The organism is Rhodococcus ruber (assembly GCF_016804345.1).
Taxonomy (GTDB): domain Bacteria; phylum Actinomycetota; class Actinomycetes; order Mycobacteriales; family Mycobacteriaceae; genus Rhodococcus; species Rhodococcus ruber.
Map to the genome: position 1 here is coordinate 1,689,644 of NZ_CP044211.1, position 21,771 is coordinate 1,711,414.

At 70.9% G+C, this 21,771-nt stretch carries 17 protein-coding genes and 1 tRNA gene; 9 read left to right on the forward strand and 9 right to left on the reverse strand.

Annotated elements, in window-relative coordinates; all coding sequences use genetic code 11:
* The first annotated feature begins 29 nt into the window (after positions 1-29).
* Complete coding sequence (locus tag F1734_RS07985; protein ID WP_029539905.1) at positions 30-1,226, forward strand: MFS transporter; 1,197 nt, start codon at positions 30-32, stop codon at positions 1,224-1,226.
* Positions 1,227-1,230: 4 nt separating this feature from the next.
* Here F1734_RS07985 and F1734_RS07990 read toward each other — a convergent pair whose 3' ends face one another.
* Complete coding sequence (locus tag F1734_RS07990) at positions 1,231-2,460, reverse strand: MFS transporter (RefSeq protein ID WP_010592951.1); 1,230 nt, start codon at positions 2,458-2,460, stop codon at positions 1,231-1,233.
* A gap of 54 nt (positions 2,461-2,514) precedes the next feature.
* Between F1734_RS07990 and F1734_RS07995 the strand changes: the two genes are divergently transcribed.
* Complete coding sequence (locus tag F1734_RS07995) at positions 2,515-3,156, forward strand: class I SAM-dependent methyltransferase (RefSeq protein WP_010592950.1); 642 nt, start codon at positions 2,515-2,517, stop codon at positions 3,154-3,156.
* Between the two features lie 109 nt (positions 3,157-3,265).
* Here F1734_RS07995 and F1734_RS08000 read toward each other — a convergent pair whose 3' ends face one another.
* From F1734_RS08000 to F1734_RS08025, 6 genes are all read right to left on the reverse strand, one after another.
* A complete protein-coding gene (locus F1734_RS08000) occupies positions 3,266-5,827 on the reverse strand; it encodes a LuxR C-terminal-related transcriptional regulator (protein ID WP_203011502.1) in 2,562 nt (853 codons plus the stop codon).
* Between the two features lie 232 nt (positions 5,828-6,059).
* Positions 6,060-6,713, reverse strand: a complete 654-nt coding sequence (locus F1734_RS08005) for a hypothetical protein (protein WP_010592947.1) — start codon at positions 6,711-6,713, stop codon at positions 6,060-6,062.
* Positions 6,714-6,906: 193 nt separating this feature from the next.
* On the reverse strand, positions 6,907-7,536 hold the full coding sequence (locus tag F1734_RS08010; protein WP_010592946.1) for a DUF2461 domain-containing protein: 630 nt from the start codon (positions 7,534-7,536) through the stop codon (positions 6,907-6,909).
* A 53-nt stretch (positions 7,537-7,589) separates the two neighbouring features.
* Positions 7,590-8,570: a ribose-phosphate diphosphokinase gene (locus F1734_RS08015; RefSeq protein ID WP_003937863.1), complete on the reverse strand. Its 981-nt coding sequence runs from the start codon at positions 8,568-8,570 to the stop codon at positions 7,590-7,592.
* Positions 8,567-10,045, reverse strand: a complete 1,479-nt coding sequence (gene glmU / locus F1734_RS08020; RefSeq protein WP_026137480.1) for a bifunctional UDP-N-acetylglucosamine diphosphorylase/glucosamine-1-phosphate N-acetyltransferase GlmU — start codon at positions 10,043-10,045, stop codon at positions 8,567-8,569. Before glmU ends, F1734_RS08015 begins: the two co-directional genes overlap by 4 nt.
* Before the next feature lie 71 nt (positions 10,046-10,116).
* Positions 10,117-10,188, reverse strand: a tRNA-Gln gene (locus tag F1734_RS08025).
* Between the two features lie 236 nt (positions 10,189-10,424).
* On the opposite strand from F1734_RS08025, the gene F1734_RS08030 reads away from it, so the two are divergent.
* The 6 genes from F1734_RS08030 to F1734_RS08055 all read left to right on the forward strand — a co-directional run bounded on the left by F1734_RS08030 (position 10,425) and on the right by F1734_RS08055 (position 17,591).
* Positions 10,425-11,018 (forward strand): TetR/AcrR family transcriptional regulator, encoded by a 594-nt coding sequence (locus F1734_RS08030; RefSeq protein WP_010592944.1) that lies wholly within the window; start codon positions 10,425-10,427, stop codon positions 11,016-11,018.
* Positions 11,019-11,177: 159 nt separating this feature from the next.
* On the forward strand, positions 11,178-11,813 hold the full coding sequence (locus tag F1734_RS08035) for a ScbR family autoregulator-binding transcription factor (protein ID WP_010592943.1): 636 nt from the start codon (positions 11,178-11,180) through the stop codon (positions 11,811-11,813).
* Between the two features lie 51 nt (positions 11,814-11,864).
* Positions 11,865-12,197 carry a helix-turn-helix domain-containing protein gene (locus F1734_RS08040; protein WP_040274480.1) on the forward strand — a complete coding sequence of 111 codons (333 nt, stop codon included), beginning with the start codon at positions 11,865-11,867 and terminating at the stop codon, positions 12,195-12,197.
* Between the two features lie 11 nt (positions 12,198-12,208).
* On the forward strand, positions 12,209-12,778 hold the full coding sequence (locus tag F1734_RS08045; protein ID WP_048771923.1) for a PIN domain-containing protein: 570 nt from the start codon (positions 12,209-12,211) through the stop codon (positions 12,776-12,778).
* Positions 12,779-12,941: 163 nt separating this feature from the next.
* Positions 12,942-16,574, forward strand: coding sequence for a transcription-repair coupling factor (mfd, locus tag F1734_RS08050; protein ID WP_119699516.1), 3,633 nt, complete (start codon positions 12,942-12,944; stop codon positions 16,572-16,574).
* Positions 16,575-16,703: 129 nt separating this feature from the next.
* Positions 16,704-17,591 (forward strand): nucleoside triphosphate pyrophosphohydrolase, encoded by an 888-nt coding sequence (locus tag F1734_RS08055; protein WP_040274483.1) that lies wholly within the window; start codon positions 16,704-16,706, stop codon positions 17,589-17,591.
* On the opposite strand, the gene F1734_RS08060 is transcribed toward F1734_RS08055, so the two are convergent.
* The gene (locus F1734_RS08060) at positions 17,576-18,946 is read right to left on the reverse strand and encodes a glutamate-1-semialdehyde 2,1-aminomutase (protein WP_040274485.1); all 1,371 of its coding nucleotides are present in this window, start codon (positions 18,944-18,946) and stop codon (positions 17,576-17,578) included. The two genes, F1734_RS08055 and F1734_RS08060, sit on opposite strands and share 16 nt — an antisense overlap.
* Positions 18,947-19,238: 292 nt before the next feature.
* Between F1734_RS08060 and F1734_RS08065 the strand changes: the two genes are divergently transcribed.
* Positions 19,239-20,633: a polysaccharide pyruvyl transferase family protein gene (locus tag F1734_RS08065; RefSeq protein WP_052455340.1), complete on the forward strand. Its 1,395-nt coding sequence runs from the start codon at positions 19,239-19,241 to the stop codon at positions 20,631-20,633.
* 288 nt (positions 20,634-20,921) lie between these two features.
* Here F1734_RS08065 and F1734_RS08070 read toward each other — a convergent pair whose 3' ends face one another.
* A complete protein-coding gene (locus F1734_RS08070) occupies positions 20,922-21,644 on the reverse strand; it encodes a GNAT family N-acetyltransferase (RefSeq protein WP_234575099.1) in 723 nt (240 codons plus the stop codon).
* Between the last annotated feature and the right edge of the window lie 127 nt (positions 21,645-21,771).

Below are 21,771 nucleotides of genomic sequence, written 5' to 3' on the forward strand. Positions count from 1 at the left end.
GCGGTCCCGGCCGCGCGAGGCTGGCAGACGTGACGTCCCCGCGACCCGTGCTGACCACCCCCGTCCTGCTGTTGATGGCGGCGGCCACCGGCCTGTGCGTGGGCGGCAACTACTTCAACCAGCCGCTGCTCGACTCGATCGCCGTCGCCCTGGGCACCTCCCACTCCGCCGCCGCGGCCACCGTCACCGTCGCCCAGGTCTCCTACGGCCTCGGGCTGCTGTTCCTGGTGCCGCTCGGCGACATGTTCGACAAGCGCCGCCTCACGGTGGGGCTCATGCTCGCCGCCGCGGCCGGCCAGGCGCTGAGCGGTTTCGCTCCGACCATCGCGGTGCTGGCCGTCGGCACGGCGATCGCGGGATTGTTCTCGGTGGCCGCGCAGGTGCTGGTGCCGTTCGCCGCCACCCTGGCCGAACCGGAGCGCAGTGGGCAGGCCGTCGGGACGGTGATGAGCGGCCTGGTGCTCGGCATCCTGCTCGCCCGCAGCGTCGCCGGGCTGCTCGCCGGCCTCGGCGGGTGGGCCACCGTCTACCGGGTGAGCGCCGCCGTGATGGTCCTCGTCGCGCTCGCCCTGTGGCGAGCGCTGCCGACGTCGCGCCCTGCCGAGCGCATCGGCTACGGGACCACCCTGCGTTCGCTCGGCACCCTCGTGCGCACCCAGCCGCGGCTGCGGACCCGGTCGGTGCTCGGCGCCCTGTCCTTCGCATCCGTGAGCGCCCTGTTCTCCACGATGGCGTTCCTGCTGTCCGGCGAACCCTACGGATTCGACGAGGTGCAGATCGGGCTGGTGGGCCTGGCCGGGGTCGCCGGCGCGGTGATGGCCAACCTCACCGGCCGCCTCGCCGACCGTGGCCTCGCGCAGCTCGCCTCCGGCGCCGGCGCGGCGGTGCTCGTCGTGTCCTGGGCCGCGCTGGCGGCCGGAGCGCACTCGCTGGCGTGGTTCCTGATCGGGATGGTCGCGGTCGACCTGGCACTGCAGGCCGTCCACATCAGCAACCAGAGCATCGTCTACGCGCTGGCGCCCGCGGCCCGCTCCCGCATCAACGCGGTGTACATGACGACGTACTTCATCGGTGCCGCGGCCGGTTCGGCGCTCGGCGCGCTCGCGTGGACGAGCGCCGGCTGGACCGGGGTGTGCCTGTTCGGTGTCGCGGCGGCCGCCGCGACCGCCCTGGTGTGGCTGGTGGATCTGCGGGTGGCGCGACGAGCGGTCGCGGTGCCGGCCTGACCCGCTAGCGGAGGGCGGGCTGCGCGGCGGACCGTCGCGCGAGGACCGGAAGGATCACCAGCGACACCGCCGCACCGGTCAGCGCCAGCGCCGGGAACCCCGCCGCCGCGACGACCAGACCCGAACCCAGACCGCCGCCCGCCCCCGCCAGCGCGACGAACAGGTCCGCGGTGCCTTGCGTGGCCGCGCGGGACTCGAGCGGCACCGCATCGGTGACGAGCGCGGTGCCGCTCACCAGGCCCAGGCTCCACCCGAAACCGAGCAGGCCCAGCGCGAACGCGAGGGCGGGCACCGAATGCGGCGGGGCCAGCGCCGCCGACACCCCGGAGGCCAGCAGGACGAGTCCCGCGGCGGCCGCGACCCGGTAGGGCCCGACCCGGTCCACGAGCATCCCCGCGATCGGGGACGGCAGGAACATCGCCGCGACGTGGATCGCGATGACCACGCCCGTCGCCCCGACGTCGTGCCCGTGGTCGCGCATGTGGATCGGCGTCATCGTCATCACCGCCACCATCACGAGCTGTGTCACGATCATCACCACCACCCCGGCGGTCACCGCGGGCGACCACTGCCGGGCCACGGCCGGCCGCTCGCCGTCCGGCGCCGGCTCCGCGGCCGCCGCGCGGCTGCGGGCGAGCAGGAGCGGATCCGGACGCAGCAGGACCCACAGGACGACCGCGGCGAGCCCGTAGGCGACGCCGGAGAGCACGAACGGCCCGGACAGCCGGGGAATGCCCCAGGATTCGGCGGCGTCGCCCATGACGGCGGTCAGGTTCGGGCCGACCACCGCCCCGAGCGTCGTCGCCACCAGCACCGTGCTCACCGCGCGCCCCCGGCGCTCCGGAGCGGCCAGGTCGGCGCCGGCGTAGCGCGCCTGCAGGCTCGTCGCGGTGCCCGCTCCGTAGACGAACAGGGCCGCGAACAGCAGCACCGCGGTGTCGAGCGCCGCGGCGGCCACCACACCCGCGCTGCCGAGCGCGCCGGTGGCGTACCCGAACGTCAGCCCGCCACGGCGCCCGGCGCGCTGCGAGATCCGCCCCACGGCGACGGCCGCCGCCGCCGACCCGATCGTGAACAGGGCGCTGGGCACCCCGGCGAGACTCGTGCTGCCCAGCATGTCCTGCGCGAGGAGCGCGCCGACGGTCACGCCGGCCGCCAGGCCCGCGCCGCTGAGAATCTGCGCGGCCACCAGTACGGTCAGGACGCGGCGCTGTTCCGGGATCGGTTCGGTCACAGCCGGGACGGTACGCCGGTACCGTCGGCGGTGACACTTCGGTGAGGAGACACAGTGACCGATTCGGAGCAGGTCGAGAACGAGAACGCCCGCGTCTCGCGGATCTTCGACGAGATGTCGAAGAACTACGACCGCGGCATGAGCCTGGTCGAGCGGTTGATACTCGGCCCCGCCCGGCACTGGGCGGCCGCGCAGGCTCGCGGCCGCGTCGTCGAACTCGCCGTCGGCACGGGCCTCAACCTGCCGCTCTACGGACCCGAGGTCGAACACGTCGTCGGCGTCGACATCTCGCCGAGGATGCTCGACCTCGCCCGGACGAAGGCCGCCGCCGACCCGCGCGTCGAACTGCGCGAGGGCGACGTGCAGGCCCTCGACCTGCCCGACGCGAGCGCGGACACCGTGCTCTCGACCTTCACGTTCTGCACCGTGCCCGACCCGGCCCGCGCCGCGGCCCAGGCGTACCGCGTGCTCGTCCCCGGGGGCAGGATCGTGCTCGCCGAGCACGGGCCGTCGACGAACCGGGTGCTGCGTGCCCTGCAGCGGGGCATCGAGCCGCTCAGCATCCGCTTCGGCGCCGACCACCTGCTCCGCGACCCGGCGCCCTATCTCACCGAGGCCGGGTTCGTCGTCGACGACGTGCACCGCACCGGGCGGATGGGCATCGTGTTCCGGGTGCTCGCCCACAAGCCGGCCTGACCTTCCCCGGAGCCGAGCGCCTGTGCCGTTGCGTCGGTCCGAGCGGGTGAGCGATACCTCCGCTCGGGTCGGGCGGGCGGCGGCGAGACCTACCGCCCGTGGGGCGGGTCTAGAGATCGCTGGTGACGGGCAGCAGCCGCAGCTCGCGCGCGCGGGTGATCGCCTCGACCCGTGTGTGAACCCCGAGCTTGCGATAGATGCTGCGCAGCTGCGTCTTGACCGTGTTCGGAGAGACGAACAGGAGGCGGGCGATCTCGCTCTGCGGGCATCCCTCGGCCAGTAGCGCGAGCACCTCCCTCTCCCGCGGGGACAGCTCGACCCGTGCGACCTCGTCCGGGAACACCGCCCCGACGGGACCGCCGGGCACCGCAATTCCGCTGCGCTCTTCGAGTTCGCGCCGGTGCCGGTCCGGCACGGTGGTGAACGCGCGCCGATTGCCCAGCGTCTGCCCGAGGGCGCAGGCGCGTTCCCAGCACACGGCCGCGGCCCTCGGATTACCCAGGTCGAGCTGGGCGGCGGCCTCGAGCAGCAGCGCCTCGAGGTGGGCCCGCGGGAAGCCGCAGTCCGGCCAGGACACCCGCGCGAGCTTCTTGACGGCCCGGCCGGGATTCCCGCCGAGCAGATCCACCCGAGCGTCCGGCACGACGAGGATCGGGTGGTGCCGGGGCTCGAGGTCTGCCACGGCGCGCGCCAGGTTGCCGTTGCCGAGAGCCAGGTGCAGGTCGATCTCCGTCGCGGTGAGCAGCGTCCGGGAGAACGCGCCGTCGCCGTGCCGATGGGCGTGGCCGGCGACGGTGTGGTGCAACCACGTCAGACCCGCGTACGCCTCGACGGTGAGCAGCGCGTGCTGGGCGTGGGCGTAGGCGACGAATCCCCACAGCTCCTCCCGGTCGCTGGGCGCGCCGAGCAGGTCGATCATCGCCTCGGCCGCGCCGACGTCGAGGGCGTCGAGATGGGTCAGGGCAGTGGCGACCCGGCCGCCGACCTTGACGAGTTCGCCGAAGAGCCCGTCGGACGGTTCCGCCGTCGCCTCCCGGGCGAGCCACCGGCGGGCACGCGGCACGTCGCCGACCAGTGCCCAGTTCAGCGCCGAACTGCCGGCGGCGTTCTGGACGATGTACGGGGTGCCCGCGGCGACGCCGCCCCGGTAGGCCGATTCGAACTGCCGGTTGGATTCGGCGAGATCCGCGGCGAGCTGGAAGGTGATCGCCCACTGGACGCGCAGCAGCGGCAACTGCGGGGTGATGTTGTCCGGCTGGTGCGCGAGCATGCTCTGCACCAGCGGTTCGAGCCGCCGCGTGCACGCGGCACCCTGGACGAAATCGCCGGCGACCCGCAGCGCGAGCGACTGCACCGTCGCCAGGTGCAGGACGTTCGCGGCGTCCGGCCCGGCGCCGAGTGCGTGCAGTTCGTCGGGCTCGCCGGGCAGCGACGCCCGCAGGATGGGATGGTCGGCGAGCATCTGCACGAACAGTGCCCGCCCGGCGAGCACGGCCGGGTAGTCCTGCAGAAAGTCCTCGGGAATCGTCCGCAGCACGAGAATGAGTTCCTCGAGATGCTCGGCGACCATCTGACCCCAGCTGCGTTCGACGATGCCCGCGGCCATCGCCCAGTTGCGGGCCTCGGCCGCATAGGTCGCGGCCGGCGCCGGCCGGCCCGCGTCCCGATGGCGGCGCGCGAGCGCGGTCATCAGCTCGTCGACCCGCCCGGGTTCCTCCTGCCGGGCCTGGTCGAGCACCGCGAGCCGCAGGGCCGACGGCCACGCCCACGTCCGGGTCTCGGCTGCCTCGTCGACGACGAGCAGGCCCCGCGCTTCGAGCCGGTCGAGAAGTCCGGCCGCGTCCGACCGACCGGTGAGCTCGGCGGCGAGTTCCGCGTCGAGAGCACGGGCGGCGACCACGCGCAGCGCGAACGCGCGCTCCTCGGCGGTCAGCGTGTCGAGCAGAACCGATGCGGACCCGGCGATGGCGACGGCCAGTTCGGGCGACGGCCGGCCCTCCTGGTCGACCGGTGCGCCCCGGTGCAGCCGCGCGACGTTCAGCGCACCCGAGATCAACTGCGGCAACCCGCCCAGCGCGCGGCAGAGGTCGCCGTACTCGTCGGCCGCGAGCTCCACCCCGGCGGCGCGGAAGAACTCCGCGGTCTCGCGCGGCGTGAACCGCAGATCGTGGGCGGAGACGAACGTGCAGTCCACGCCGGCCGTGGCTACGGCCGCCGATGCGGCGCTGCCCCGTACGCAGACGGCGACGTCGACGGACGGGCAGCGGTCGAGCAGGTGCCGGATCGCCGGCAGCAGGTCGTCGAGCGCGGTGGCGGGGAGCCCGTCGAGGACGAGCAGGGACGGCGCCGGACGGGATCGGAGGACCTCGGCGAGCCGTTCGGTCGGGTCACCGGGCGCGACGTGTTCACCCAGCACCGTGCAGACGTCGGACCAGATGCGGTCCGGTGCCGCGTCGTCCGCCACCGGCACCCACGCGATGTCGCGTTCGGGTGCGCCGCCCCGGTGCAGCCACGTGGCCAGGAGCGTGCTCTTGCCGAATCCGCCCGGTGCGTGGACCACCGTGAGCGCGGACCCGCGGTCGAGCATGTCGAACAGGCGGGCGCGGGGCACGGCGGTGGCCAGCGTCCGCCACGTCGGTACCCCGGTACGGACGGCGCCGGGGACACTCACGGCAACTCCTCTCGCTCGGTCTGTCGACGCACGCCGGCATGTGCGGTCTCCACCGTTGTCCCCGGTGTCCCCGACAGACCCCTCGGCACGGGCAGACTACCCGGTCTCTTCCGGACCGAGGAGAGGGATGTCCGGTTTGCGTAGTCCGACCAGGCGTTACAGACGACGAGGGGAGGTTGTCGACTGCGGCACCGGACGGTGCCGCGACAACCTCCCCTGGGGGCGAGAGCTCCTACCTCGTCGCGCTGAGCCGCGCCTTCTCCAGGGCGGCCAGGGTGCGCAGGATGGTGGCCTTCTGCTTCTCGAGGTCGCCGCGGCGGGCGCGGGCGGCGAGGCCGGACTGCTCGGCGACGAGCGCGAGCTGCGCATCGATCGCGGAGAGCTGATCGAGCAGCGCGAGGGCGCGGTTCTGGATCTCGTCGACGTCGACGCCGCCGGTGCGTACCGGCGCCGGTTCGGCGGCGCGCTGCGACGGGCGCACCGAGGGCGTGCGCGGGGTGGCGGGCCGGCGCACGGTCTCGGCGACGACGGCGGCGGCGCGGGGACGCAGAGCCTTGCGCACGAGGGCGGGATCGGGTTGTTCGGCGAGCCGGATGTCGTTGAGGACGCGGCGCGAGTCGCGGGCGGCCTTGCGGTGCTCGTACTCCTCCTCGTCGTCCGACTGCAGTGTGCCGCCGATGGGGCGCAGACCGTACATACCGACGAACTTGCGGGCCTCGTCGATGATGGATTCGTGCGTGCGGCAAGTGCCGCAACGGGGTTCGTTACGGAACGGCTCGACGGACTCGGTGTCGCCGCACCAGACGCAGGCTCCGGGTTTCCACCGTCGGACGGTCTCGAGTTTCGCGTTTTCGGTGGGGGCCTCGAGGGTTCGCGCGTCGATCACGAGGAGCCACCTTAAGTGAAGACCGGTGGGGTCCGCTCGGGCGGGTCCGGCGCGACCTGCGACTGAAGGTGTCGGCGTGACGAAGATCATGCCGACGGCAGGTGTACGGGCGGCAAACTCTTGTGCCACAGCACTTTCCGTACCGATCGGTACGGCACGCAAACCCTCGGATCGTCCGCGATGCGAACGCTTTTCAGGTGGCGGTGGCGGCGGTCAGCCACTCCACGAGGGGCCGGACGTCGCGCCAGGCGGAGCGCACCTCGTCGAGGGTGCGCGGGGTGTCGATCCACTCGGGCGAGGGGTGTGCCCGCGCGGCGGTGAGGGACTTGTGCCGCAGCAGGTCGAGTCGGGGGTGGTCCTCGGCGACACCGCGCGGACGGGTCTTCAGCCGTTCGCCACCGATCTCGTACCCGGCCCGGTGCAGCCGCCGGACGAGCGGTTCGAGTCGCGGTCCGCGGCGCGAATCGTCCACGGCGGCACGGTATGCGGCGACCTGGTCGGACGAGCCCCGGTAGAAGCCGCCGGCGACCCGCAGCCCGGCCGCGTCGATCTGCACGTAGAAGCCGACGCCGGGCCCGGTCTGCACGAAGCCGCCCTGATGGGTCTTGTACGGCGACTTGTCCGTGCTGAAGCGCACGTCGCGGTGCGGGCGGAACGCCTTGCCCGCTCCGAACTCCGGTTCGAGCTCCGCGAGCAGCGCAAGCATCGGGCCGCGCACGCAGTCGTCGTAGACGGCCTTGTGCGCGGCCCAGAACGGCTTGCTGTTGTCCGCCTCGAGATCCTCGTAGAAGTCGAGGGCGGCAACGGGGAAGCCGGTGAACATGCCGGGTGTCCTTTCGGTCCGGTGACGGTCCGAAAGTACACCGCCTCCCGCGGCTACGCGGAACCGTTGAACAGCGACGTCACCGAGCCGTTCTCGAACACCTCCTGGATGGTGCGCGCGAGCAGCGGTGCGATCGACAGGACGGTGAGCGTCGGGAAACGCTTCTCGTCGTCGATCGGCAGCGTGTTGGTGACGATGACCTCCTTGGCGCCGCACGACGCCAGGCGCTCGGAGGCCGGATGCGAGAGCACACCGTGGGTGGCGGCGATGACGACGTCGCCCGCGCCGGCCTCCTTCAGGATCTTCACGGCGCCGGCGATCGTGCCGCCGGTGTCGATCATGTCGTCGATGAGGATGCAGGTGCGGCCCTCGACCTCGCCGACGACACGGTTGGACTTGACCTGGTTCGGCACGAGCGGGTCGCGGGTCTTGTGGATGAACGCCAGCGGGGCACCGCCGAGGGTGTCGGCCCACTTCTCGGCGACGCGGACGCGACCGGAGTCGGGGGAGACCACGGCGATGTTCTCGACGCCGTACTTGTCGCGGATGTACTCGGCGAGCTGGCCCTGGGCGTGCATGTGGTCGACGGGGCCGTCGAAGAAGCCCTGGATCTGGTCGGTGTGCAGGTCGACGGTGATGATGCGGTCCGCGCCGGCGGTCTTGAGCAGATCGGCGATCAGGCGGGCGGAGATGGGCTCACGGCCGCGGTGCTTCTTGTCCTGGCGGGCGTAGGGGTAGAACGGCAGAACGGCGGTGATGCGCTTGGCCGATCCTCGCTTGAGCGCGTCGATCATGATGAGCTGTTCCATCACCCACTGGTTGAGCGGGAACGGGTGACTCTGCAGCACGAACGCGTCGGAGCCGCGGACGGACTCCTCGAACCGCACGAAGATCTCGCCGTTGGCGAAGTCCCGCGCGGTCTGCGGGGTGACCTGGACGTCGAGCTCCTTCGCCACCTGCTCCGCCAGCTCGGGGTGGGCCCGGCCGGAGAAGAGCATCAAGTTCTTCTGGTTGTCGATCCAATTGGAGGTCACTGGTCCTGGCCGTCCTTTTGCCGTTCGATCTCTTGCTGCTGCCGTGCTGCAGTCGCTGCCTCGGCCGCGGGGGTCCCGGGGCGGTTCCGCTGGACCCAGCCTTCAATATTGCGCTGTGGCGCACCCGACACCGCAAGCGCCCCCGGTGGAACGTTGCGGCGCAGGACCGTGCCGGCGCCGGTGTAGGCGCCGTCGCCGACCGTCACGGGCGCCACGAACATGGTGTCCGATCCGGTCCGGACGTGGGATCCGACGACCGTGTGCGACTTGTGCACGCCGTCGTAGTTGACGAACACGCTCGAAGCCCCGATGTTCGAGTGCTCGCCGATGGTGGCGTCGCCGACGTAGGTCAGGTGCGGCACCTTCGAGTGCGGTCCGATCTCGGCGTTCTTCGTCTCCACGAAGGTGCCGATCTTGCCGGATTCGCCGAGGTCGGTGCCCGGACGCAGGTAGGCGAACGGACCGACGGTCGCCCCCTCGCCGATCACGGAGTCCGAACCGTGGGTGCGCACCACCGACGCTCCGGCACCGACCCGCACGTTCGTCAGCGTGGTGTCCGGGCCGATCACCGCGTCCTCGCCGACCACGGTCCGGCCGTGCAGCTGCACCCCGGGGAGCAGGGTCACGTCCCGGGCGAGGACGACGTCCACGTCCACCCAGGTGCTGGCCGGGTCGACGACGGTCACGCCCGAGCGCATCCAGTGCTCGAGGGTGCGCCGGTTCAGCTGCGCCGCGAGCGCGGCGAGCTGCACCCGGTCGTTCGCGCCCGCGACCTTCGTCGCGTCGGCGAGCTGGGCGGCGAACACCGCCCGGCCGTCCTGCCGCGCGATCGTGACCACGTCCGTCAGGTACAGCTCGCCCTGGGCGTTGTGGGCCCGCAGCCGGGTCAGTGCGCCGCGGAGGAACTCGGCGTCGAAGGCGTAGATGCCGGCGTTGACCTCGTCGATGGCGGCCTGTTCGGCGTCGGCGTCGGCCTCCTCGACGATCTCGCGGATCTCGCCGTGGCCGTTCCGGACGATGCGGCCGTACCCGGTGGGATCGTCGGCGAGGAACGTCAGGACGGTCACCGCGGACTGCATCGGCTCGGCGAGGTGCTCGGCTTCGAGCGCCTCGAGCGTGTGGCCGTCGAGCAGCGGGACGTCGGCGTTGGTGACGACGACCACGCCGGAGAAGTCGCCGGGCAGGGCGTCGAGCCCGCACTGCACCGCATGGCCGGTGCCGAGCTGCCGGTCCTGGACCGCGATCGACACCTTGCGGTCGAGCGTCTCGGCGATGTCGGCGGTCGCGGCGGACACCCGCTCGCGCTCGTGCCCGACGACCACCACGAGGTGGTCCGGGTCCAGCTCCGCGGCCGCGTGCAGCGAATGGGCGAGCATCGTGCGGCCCCCGAGGGTGTGCAGCACCTTCGGGGTCTTGGACCGCATTCGCGTACCCGCTCCGGCCGCCAGGACGACAACTGCGGTCTGCACTTGCATGAAGCTCCCTCGACGTTCGACATGCGCAGGTTCGGCACCGGCAGGGGAGCTCACGGGCCCCGACTGCCCTGCTCCGCCGCCAGGACTCGAACCTGAACTATCTGAACCAAAATCAGAGGTGCTGCCGATTACACCACGGCGGACTGCCGCATTCCCGGCGCCGACGCCCCGGTCATGCGTCTGTGATCCTCGCATGCCGCCACGCCCGGAGTCGAACGCGGGGCCGGGCGCGTCGTCGTCCCGGATAGGCTGAGCGCAACCCGCCGCGCGTCGTCCCCGGGGTTTTCCGGTGGCCCCGGGGTCCGGCCGGGTGCCGGAAAGGATGTACTACGTGTCGAAACCGTCGCAGAACCACGCCGACCGCAGCCCGCGGGTCCGGATGACGGGCACCCAGCGCCGGGAACAGCTCATCGAGATCGGCCGGGCGATCTTCGCCGAGCGCGGCTACGAGGCGGCGTCGATCGAGGAGATCGCCCATCGGGCCCAGGTCTCCAAGCCGGTGGTCTACGAGCACTTCGGTGGCAAGGAGGGGCTGTACGCCGTCGTCGTGGACCGGGAGATGTCGACCCTGATGTCGATGATCAGCGCGAGCCTGACGCAGAACCGCTCGCGCGTCCGGGTCGAGCGGGTGGCGCTGGCCCTGCTCACCTACGTCGAGGAACGCACCGACGGCTTCCGCATCCTCGTGCGGGACTCCCCGGTCACCGCGGAGGAGGGCACGTACTCGTCCCTGCTGAACGAGGCGGTGCGGCAGGTGGCGCACATCCTCGCCGGCGACTTCTCCCGCCGCGGCTTCGACCCGGACCTGGCTCCGCTCTACGCGCAGGCACTGGTGGGCATGGTCGCGACGGCCGCGACGTGGTGGCTGGACGAGCGCAGCCCGTCGAAGGAGGTCGTGGCCGCCCACCTGGTGAACCTGTGCTGGAACGGACTCACGCACCTCGAGGCGGACCCGCAGCTCGGGACCTCCTGAGCCGGTGGCGCAGTCCCCCGATCGTCCCTCTACCAGGTGGTATCGTTGCCCAGCCGACTCGAGAAGGGATGCCAGGTGATCGCGGTGATCAACCGAGCGGCGATCGGCGCCGATCGCCCGGATCGTCTCCTGCGTACGAGTCCGTCCGGGAGGCCGTGAATGGCTCGGCAGGTCCGCGCGGAAGTCACCCGCGAATCCGTGGTCCGCGGTGCCGCGGAGATCTTCATGAACCTCGGCTACGCGAACGCCAGCCTCAACGAGATCATCCAGGAGTCCGGCGTCACCAAAGGTGCGTTGTACTTCCACTTCGCGTCCAAGGAAGAGCTCGCCCGCGGCGTCGTCGACGCGGGCTTCGCGCGTCTCGCCGAGGCCGCGGTGACGACCATCAACGACCGCACCCCGGCCCTCGAGACACTGATCGAGCTGTCCGTCCTCACCGTCGACCTGTCCCGGAACGATCCGGTCGTCCGGGCGATGTTCCGCCTGGCCGTGGAGATCGGGGACTACCGGGGGACCGGCGACCGCCTGTTCGACACCTGGCTGGCGACGATGCGCGACCTCGCGAAGCGCGCCCTGGCCGAAGGTGACCTGAACGAGGACGTGGACCCCGACATGGTCGGTCTGTTCCTCCTGCAGGTGCTCACCGGGGTACGCATGGTCGCGGCGGCGCTCGACTGTCGTGAGGCCCTCGTCGAATACCTCGAGAACGCGTGGGGACTGATGCTGCCGGCCCTGGTCCCGCCCGCCAAGGCCGAGTACTTCAAGCAGTTCGCCTCGCGCCGGCTCCGGGTCTGATCCCGGAGGCAATCGTTGCGCCGGCCGCCCTCGCCTGACACGATCGCCGCCGTGACCCTGGGACCCTTCGACGCGGCTGCGGCCGGCGCGGCACTCGCCCGCATCCTCGACGAGTCCGGAGCCGACGCCGCGGTGACCATCGTCCCGGTGCCCGCGCTGCTGACCACGGCACAGGCGGCGGACGTGCTCGGTGTCGGCCGGGCGTACGTGGCCCGTCTCGTCGACGACGGCACCCTGCCCTCCCGGTTCCACGGCCTGCACCGTCGCATCCGCCGCGCCGACGTCCTCGCCTGTGCCGCCCGGAGGGCCGAAGCCCGGAGCCGGGCCCTGGACGCCGTCGCCGACCTGAGCCGACGCGACGGCCTGTACGACGACGACTTCTAGGGGGAACGATCGTGCCGATCCGGGCGGTACTCGACGCGCCGGCACTGACGCCGCCGCGCGTGCGCGACGTGCTGCTCGCCCTCGCCGAGGACGCGCTGTACCGGCCCTACTGGAGCGACGGCATCGTCGCCGAGGTGGAGCGGAGGCTGCCGGCGCACATGTCGCGCCCGGCGCGGGACTTCCTGTTCGCCGAACTCGACACGGCCTTCCCCGAGGCACGGGTGAGCTGGCCCGCCACGGTGCTGCGCGAGGTGCCGTACGTCAGCGATCCCCGCGACGCGCACCTGACGGCGGTGGCGCTGTTCGCACAGGCCGACGTCGTCGTCACCACGGACGCCGGTCTCGCGCGCTCGCTCGAGCGGTCCGGGGTCGAGCCACAGACACCCGACGCCTTCGTCGCGTACGTCCTCGACGCCGATCCCCGGCGGGCCGTGCGTGTGCTGCACCAGATGGCGCGACGGCGATGGCTCGGGCCCGGCGAGGAGCTCGCCGACGCCGCTCTGCGGTCGCGGCTGGCCGCGTGGGCGCGCGCAGCGCTCGGCGACAACAGCGCCGACCTACTGGCAGCGGACCCGCCCTGAACCGTCCCGCCCGCGGCTGTGTTGCCGGGCCGCCCGCGGCTGTGTTGCCGGGCCGCCCGCGGCTGTGTTGCCGTGCCGCCCGCGGCAGTGGTCCTGGCCGCTCGAACCGGACACCGCATAGACTCGGACGGTCCTCTTCTCGAACCCCAGGAGCGCCCTTCCCGTGTCCGACGTGTCCGTCACCCCCCTGTCCGGATTGGCGCGGATCGCGCTGGCCGACGCGCAGCTCGAGCGTGTGGCCGCCCTCGCCGGGACCGCCGCACAGGCCCTGGTGGCCCCGCCCGCGGCCCGGCCGTTCGTCGCTGCCGCGCTCGCCGCGAAGACGCCGCTGCTCGTGGTGACCGCGACCGGCCGTGAGGCGGACGATCTCACGGCGGAGCTGCGCGAAATGCTCGGCGACGTCGTCGCGCAGTTCCCCTCGTGGGAGACGCTGCCGCACGAGCGGCTCTCGCCCAGCGCCGACACCGTCGGCCGCCGGTTACAGGTGCTGCGCCGGCTCGCGCACCCCGAGGACCGCGACTACGGACCCGAGTTGCGGGTGATCGTCGCGACCGTGCGCTCGCTGGTGCAGCCGATGGCCCCCGGTCTGGGCGACATCGAGCCCGTCACCCTGCGTGTCGGCGCGGAGCACGACTTCGACGAGCTGATCGAGCGGCTCGTCGAGCTGGCCTACACCCGTGCCGACATGGTCGGCAAGCGCGGCGAGTTCGCGGTGCGCGGCGGCATCCTCGACGTCTTCCCGCCGACCGCGGACCACCCGGTGCGAGTCGAGTTCTGGGGTGACGAGGTCACCGAGCTGCGCCCGTTCTCCGTCGCCGACCAGCGGTCCATCCCCGAACTCGAGGTGAGCACCCTCATCGCCCCGCCCTGCCGGGAACTGCTGCTGACCGAGCAGGTCAAGGAACGCGCGGCGCGCCTCGCCCAGGACAACCCGGCCGACGCGGCCCTGGTGGAGATGCTCGACAAGATGGCCTCCGGCATTCCGGTCGAGGGCATGGAGGCGCTGCTGCCGGTGCTGCAGACCGGCGAACTGCAGTTGCTGACCGACGTCGTGCCGGACGGTACGCACGTGCTGCTGTGCGATCCGGAGAAGGTCCGCACCCGCGCGGCGGACCTGATGCGCACCGGCCAGGAGTTCCTCGAGGCGTCGTGGACCGCGGCCTCGCTCGGCGGGGCCGCGCCGCTGGACACCGCGAACATGAAGGGCGTGGACCTGGCCGCCTCCGCATACCGCCCGCTGACCGGGGTGCGGGAGACGGCGGAAGCGGCGGGCCGGCCGTGGTGGACGCTGAGCCCGCTGGCGTCGGGCGCCGACACCGAGGTCGTGCTCGACGTGCAGTCGGCGCCGGAGGTGCGCGGGTCCGAGGAACTGCTGACGATGCTCTTCGCGAACCTGCGCGCGCACGTAACCACCGGCGGGCGGGCGGCGATCGTCGTTGCAGGTGCCGGCACCGGGCAGCGGGTGCTCGAGCGGCTTCAGGAGAACGACGTACCCGCAGCGCGGCTCGATCCGGGGGCCGAACCGGTTCGCGGCACGGTCGGGGTGCTGTGCGGCGCGCTGCACGACGGCCTGGTGCTGCCGGGCGACGGCGCGGACGTGCCCGGACTGGTGCTCGTCACCGAGTCCGATCTCACGGGCAACCGGGTGACCGCCGCCGAGGGCCGGCGCACGCCGGTCAAGCGCCGCAACCAGGTGGATCCGCTGGCACTCACCGCCGGAGACATGGTGGTCCACGATCAGCACGGCATCGGCCGGTTCGTGGAGATGGTGGAGCGGACCGTCGGCGGCGCCCGCCGCGAGTACCTGGTCATCGAGTACGCGCCGGGCAAACGCGGGCAGCCGGGTGACCGGCTGTTCGTGCCGATGGAGTCCCTCGACCAGCTCTCCCGCTACGTCGGCGGCGAGATGCCCGCCTTGAGCAAGCTCGGCGGCTCCGACTGGGCCAACACGAAACGCAAGGCGCGCAAGGCCGTCCGCGAGATCGCGGGGGAGCTGGTGCAGCTGTACGCGGCCCGCCAGGCCGCCCCGGGGCACGCGTTCGCGCCGGACACCCCGTGGCAGAAGGAGATGGAGGACGCGTTCGCGTTCACCGAGACCCAGGATCAGCTCACCGTCATCTCCGAGGTCAAGGCCGACATGGAGAAGGCGGTCCCGATGGATCGCGTCGTCATCGGCGACGTCGGCTACGGCAAGACCGAGATCGCGGTGCGTGCCGCATTCAAGGCCGTGCAGGACGGCAAGCAGGTCGCGGTGCTGGTGCCCACCACGCTGCTGGCGCAGCAGCATCTGCAGACCTTCACGGAGCGGATGGCGTCGTTCCCGGTCACCGTCAAGGGCTTGAGCCGCTTCACCGATTCCGCCGAGGCGAAGGAGACGATCGCCGCCCTCGCCGACGGTGAGGTCGACATCGTCGTCGGCACCCACCGGCTGCTGCAGACCGGCGTGCGCTGGAAGGACCTCGGTCTCGTGATCGTCGACGAGGAGCAGCGATTCGGCGTCGAGCACAAGGAGCACATCAAGGCCCTGCGCACGCACGTCGACGTGCTGACCATGTCCGCGACGCCGATTCCGCGCACCCTGGAGATGAGCATGGCCGGCATCCGGGAGATGTCGACGATCCTCACCCCACCCGAGGAGCGGCACCCGGTGCTCACCTACGTGGGCGGCTACGCGGACAAGCAGGTCGCCGCCGCCATCCGCCGCGAGCTGCTGCGCGACGGACAGGTGTTCTACGTGCACAACCGGGTGAGCTCGATCGACAAGGCCGCCAAGCGGATTCGCGACCTCGTCCCCGAGGCGCGGGTCGCGGTGGCGCACGGGCAGATGAACGAGGACACCCTCGAGAAGACCGTGCAGGGCTTCTGGGAGCGTCAGTACGACGTCCTGGTGTGCACCACCATCGTCGAGACGGGCCTCGACATCTCCAACGCCAACACCCTCATCGTCGAGCGCGCCGACTCGCTGGGGTTGTCGCAGTTGCACCAGCTGCGCGGACGCGTCGGTCGTTCCCGCGAGCGGGGTTACGCGTACTTCCTGTACCCGCCGGAGAAGCCGCTGACCGAGACGGCATACGACCGGCTCGCCACGATCTCCCAGAACTCCGATCTCGGCGCGGGCATGGCCGTGGCCATGAAGGACCTCGAGATCCGCGGCGCGGGAAACGTTCTGGGCGCGGAGCAGTCCGGTCACGTCGCCGGCGTCGGATTCGATCTGTACGTGCGGCTCGTCGGCGAGGCGGTGGAGGCGTTCCGGGCCGCCGCGGACGGCCGTCCCGTCGCCACGGACGAGGCCGCCAAGGAGGTGCGGGTGGATCTTCCGGTCGACGCCCACATCCCGCCGGACTACGTGACATCCGACCGGCTGCGGCTCGAGGCCTACCGCAAGCTCGCCGCGGCGCACGACGACGACGCGATCGCCGCGGTGGTCGAGGAACTCGTCGACCGCTACGGTCCGCTGCCCGAGGAGGTCGGCCGGCTCGTGTCGGTGGCCAAGCTGCGCCTGCTGTGCCGCGAGTACGACCTCGAGGAGGTCGCGGTCTCCGGCACCCAGCTGAAGATCTCGCCGATGCACCTGCCGGATTCGAAGCAGATGCGGCTCAAGCGCCTCTATCCGGCGGCGCAGTACCGCGCCACGAGCGGCATCGTGCAGCTGCCGTTGCCGCGAACCGGTGGCGTGGGTTCCGAGCGGGTGCGCGACGTCGAGCTGCTGCAGTACATCGCGGACTTCCTGCTCGCCCTGGACGGCAAGGCGCAGGGATCGGTTGACGTGCGTGTGCCGACCGCCGCGAGCGTGTGACCGGGCGAGCGCAGCGACGGGGATTGCGACCGGGGCGAGCGCAGCGACGGGGATTGCGACCGGGGCGAGCGCAGCGACGGGGATTGCGACCGGGGCGAGCGCAGCGACGGGGAAAGTGAGGCGACGGCGGTGACGGTGATTCTGCTCGACCTGTACCGGCCCGGATCGGTGCCGCTCGAGGCGGTGCCGCTGCTGACCGGGCCGCTCGACTGCACCGACGACGTTCCGGCAGAGATGTGCGAAATCCTCGGTGCCACCGTGGGATCCGGGGCCGAGACACTGATCGCCGTCGACCCGGAGCACGAGGCGGTGCGTGAACGCGTACGGCGGGGAGAGCGGGTGATCGCCGCCCCGCCCGCTCCGGGGGAGCGCCTGCTGCGTGCCGTGGACGTGATGGACCGGCTGTGGGGATTCGGCGGCTGGGAGGTCACCCAGACGCACGACTCTTTGCGCCGCTACCTGCTCGAGGAGACGTACGAGCTGCTGGACGCGATCGAGGAGGGCGACCCGCACGGTCTGCGCGAGGAACTCGGAGACCTGCTGCTCCAGGTGCTGTTCCACTCGCGGATCGCCGAGGAGTCCGACACCGATCCGTTCACCGTCGACGACGTCGCCGACACGCTCGTCGCCAAGCTCGCGTCGCGCAGCCCGCACCTGACCAACGGTCACACCGGCCCGATCGACGTGGCCGAGCAGGAGGCAGCGTGGGAGGTGGCCAAAGCGGCGGAGAAGGCGCGGCCCTCCTGCCTGGACGGCATCGCGACGGCACAGCCGGCGCTGGCCCTGACCGACAAGGTGATCGCCCGGGCCACCCGGGCCGGACTCCCCGCGCATCTCGTCCCGCCCGAACTCCGGACGGTGCACGTCACCGGCGACGGTGGCGCGGAGGACGCGCTGCGCAGCGCGACGCTGCAGTTCGTCGCGACGGTGCGCGCGACGGAGAAGGCCGCCCACGCCGACGGCGTGCCGTACGGCGGTCTCGACGCGGACGCATGGGTGCGTTACTGGGAGAAGTGAGTCCCGACCGGCGCTTCTCCGAGCCGACGCGGCTCCGCACGGGCACGCAGTGCCGGGGCGACGGGGCGGCCGTGCAGGAAGCCGGTGACCCCGCCCGCGTCGAGGGCCCGCCGGTACACCGCGAGAGCGCCGCGCGCTGCCTCCACGGTCTCCTCGAGGTCGGCGTCGGTATGGGCCGCCGAGATCACGAACGACTGTCCGAGCACACCCCGGACGAGCATCTCCTGCAGGAACAGCGTGCGGAATTCCTGCGAGGGCAGCAGATTCGGGTCACGGGTGACGAAGATCAGGCAGGACGGGCGTCCGACCACCTGGACGTAGCGCTCCACGCCGAGATCCGCGGCCGCGGCGTTGACGGCGTCGGCAAGCCTGCGACCGGATGCTTCCATCCGGCCGATGGGGTCTTCGGTCGCGTAGGCACGCACCACCGCACGGAAGGCAGCCAGTCCGCCGGACTCCGGTCCGTGCGTGGTCGACAGGAGGAACACCCGGTCACCGTCGGTGCGCAGGCCGCCGAGTTCCATGAACTCGCGCCGACCTGCGAGCGCGGCGACGGGGAAGCCGTTTCCCATCGCCTTGCCCCAGCACGACAGGTCCGGCCGGACGCCGTACACGCCCTGCGCCCCGTGCTCGGACCAGCGGAATCCGGTGATCATCTCGTCGAAGATCAACAGGGCACCGTGCCGGTCGCACAGGCGGCGCACGCCGGGCAGGAAGCCGGGATCGGGCTCGGCGAGGGCGGTGGCGGCCTCGAGGATCACGCATGCGGTCGGCCTGGCCGACAAAGCATGTTCGAGCGAGTCGAGGTCGTTGTACCGGAACCGGTGGGTGTGCTCGGTGACCTCCTCGGGGATTCCCGCCTTCATCGGGGTGGTGCCGATGAACCAGTCGTCGACGGAAAAGAACGGCTGGTCGCATGCCACGACGTGCCGGCGGCCGGTGACAGCCCGCGCCAGGCGCACGGCCGCGGTTGTGGCGTCGGAGCCGTTCTTGGCGAACTTCACCATGTCGGCGCCGGGCACCAGAGCGAGGAAGTCCTCGGCTGCGGCGAGTTCGAGGGTCGTTGGCCGGCTGAAGTTGGTGCCGTCGGCGATCGCGGCGGCGACGGCGTCGACGACGGGACGGTAGCCGTGCCCGAGCGTCACCGAGCGCAGGCCCATCCCGTACTCGACGTAGCTGTTCCCGTCGGCGTCCCACACGCGGGCACCCGCTCCGCGCTCGAGGACGGGTGCCATGAATTCCGGATACTGGTCGGAGCCCCGGGCATACGTGTGCGCACCGCCGGGCACGATCTCGTGGAGCCGGGCCTGGAGTTTCGTGGATCGGACGAACGAGGGTGGAGAAGAGTGCGGCACTGTCGGCTCCCTTCGACGACGACGCCTGGAGCGAGGGGCGGACACGAGAGGAAGTGGGAGGCTCCGAGGGTACACAGGTATGAGACAGCGTCATCATTCTCGGTAGGAGTACGCGCGATCGCAACCTTCTCCGGTGTTCCCCAACAACTTCGGGGTTCAATCGGTAGGCCTTGTGCGGTATCGTAAACGGTAACGACCCTCCGCCCTGAACATTTCTACCCGATGGAACGAACAGCCGTCGAGTAGGACGACGCCGCGATCGAACTGTGCTCGATCCGATGGGAGTTTGCGGATGGTGAAGATTCCGCTCGGTCTGTCTGCCGGTGGGGAGCCTCCCATCCGGGTCCTGATCGACAACGGCGAATACTGGCTCAACAACAAAGGTGACCTGGCGTTACTCGATGTCACCGTGCGCCGGATCCGGGCGCGCTGGCCCGACGCCCGCATCGGCGTCCTGACCTACGCACCCGGTCTGCTACGAGCATTCGAGCCCGCTGCCGAGCCGGTCGGGTACCGGCGTGGAGCCCACTGGTCGAGGCTGGGACGGTCTTCTCAGCTGCCGGCACGGTTGGGACCTGCGGTTGTCGGACGAGTCTCGGAAGTGTGGTGGTCCCTGACCAATCCCCCGAGGCGGCAATTGCGCAAACTGCCCGACTCGGTGCGTCATCCGCTGACACGGATGAAAGAGTGGCGCAGCCACGACCGTGACAGGAACACGGTGAATCGCGGTGCTCGTATTCCGGAGGCGGCGAAGACAGCGTCGCTGATCGTTGCGATGGGCGGAGGCTACCTCGCTGACGTCGACACATACCAGGCGACGCGCACCCTGGATCTGCTCGAATATGCCTGTGAAAAGGGGATTCCCACCGCCGCGCTAGGTCAGGGGATCGGCCCGATCGACGATCCGGTTCTCTTCGCTCGGGCCGCGAAGGTGCTGCCGCGGGTCGATGTCATCGCGTTGCGGGAGGATGTGTGCGGTCCGGACCTGCTGGCGAGGATGGGAGTACCGGACGAGCGGATATACATTACCGGAGACGACGCCGTGGAGCTCGGATATGACGCCGGCCGGCCTGAGATGGGCTCCGATCTCGGCGTTTGTCTGCGTATTGCAGACTATTCGCCCGTGGGGGCTCAGGCTCGGACGAGTGTGCGCCGGTCCGTGCAGGAGTTCGCTCTCGGGGTCGGTGCCACACTCGTGCCACTGATCGTTTCGGAGTGCGAGTCGGAGGACCGCCGATCGACGCTGCCGCTGCTCGAGGGTTATCCGTCGGTGGCCGCGCCCCTGGATCGCTACGCACGTGCCCGAGATCTCGCTGCTGCAGTCGGACGGTGCCGGGTTCTGGTCACCGGCGCGTACCATGTGGCTGTTTTTGCTCTGTCTCAAGGTATTCCGGTCGTCGGCCTGTCGTCGTCGAAGTACTACGACGGTAAGCTAGGTGGGTTGAGGGCGATGTTCGGCGGCGGTCTCGAGTTGATTCACCTCGATGCCCACGACCTCGACGACCGGCTTTCCAAGTCGATCCGGGAACTGTGGGACGCGGCTCCGCAACTACGTCCGGTACTACGGGAGCGGGCGCGGGCTCAGGTCGCGGCAAGTCGTGAAGCCTACGAGCGGATGTTCGGTCTGGTCGAACGGACTTCCGGTGCATCCGCACAGTCCATGCTCGATCGGCAGTCGAGCGTTTGATTCGCGGCCGAGTGCACGAGTACAGGTGTACCGAGAGCGCAGGGAATATCGCGAGCGCAGGTAATCCCGCAAGGGCCCATCCGAACCTGAAGGCTCCGAACCTGAATGCGCGAGGCCGCTCCCGGCCCATCGGCATGGGTGCAGTTTCCCTGCACTACAGGCGATTCCCGCCCTACAGGAGCCTGGCCTAGAGCAGTACCCGACCTGCAGCAGTACCTGACCTACAGCCTGACCTAGGGACCCGGTCGGTAAACGGGCCTGGTCCGGCGCGAGCCGTTCGGTGTCTTCTCATCCGGGACGGCGCATACGTGCGGTTTCGGCCTCATGTGTGCCGGCCTCGTGTGTGTCCGCCACCACGGGTGTGTCCGACGCTGCGACCTGCTCGAGTTGCGCGCGGAGCAGTTGCTGTTGCTGCCACATCTCCGACGTGATCGCCCAGAGGTCGTGATCTCGGCGCAGTCCGCCGACGTCGAGATAGCTGGACATGGTGCCCTCGCGTCGGCACCCGAGAAGCTGCACCGTACGTGCTGCCGCCACATTCTCCGTGCAGATGGCAGCCGAGATCCGGCGCAGCCCGAGAGTGCCGAAGAGGTAACTCATCGCCAAGCCGCCGACTGCGAGGCCGATACCCGCGCGGGCGAATCGAGAGTCGATCCAGACGCTCGTCTGAGCGGTCAGGGCCGCGGGATCGATACATTCGAAATTGCACTGCCCCGCGAATCTTCCGTCGATCTCGACCACCAGGGGTAGAGCAGTGCCGGACCGTTCGGCCCGGCGGCGTGCGAGACACTCGCCCACCCACACGGTGACGGTATGGCGGCGGTCCCAGTCGTCCGTGGCGGTCAGCCAGTAGGGCTCGATGAGCCGCTGGTCCCGAAGGCGGATCTCTCTCCAAGCCGTTGCGTCGCCCAAGCGTGGACTACGCAACGTCACAGTGTGCCCGGCTACCCGGACCGGCCCGAGGAACAGTCGCTTCTGCCGGATCCGACGAGGGTGGGCAAGGTGCCGCATCGACCTCAGGTGGAATCGGCAGGCGGCGATCACGATCGTGATCGCTGTCCGTGGAGGGTCCACATCTGCTCCTCTCGCCCCGACGTACCGCCCCTGCAAACTTACGACCCGTATTTGACTTATAAAG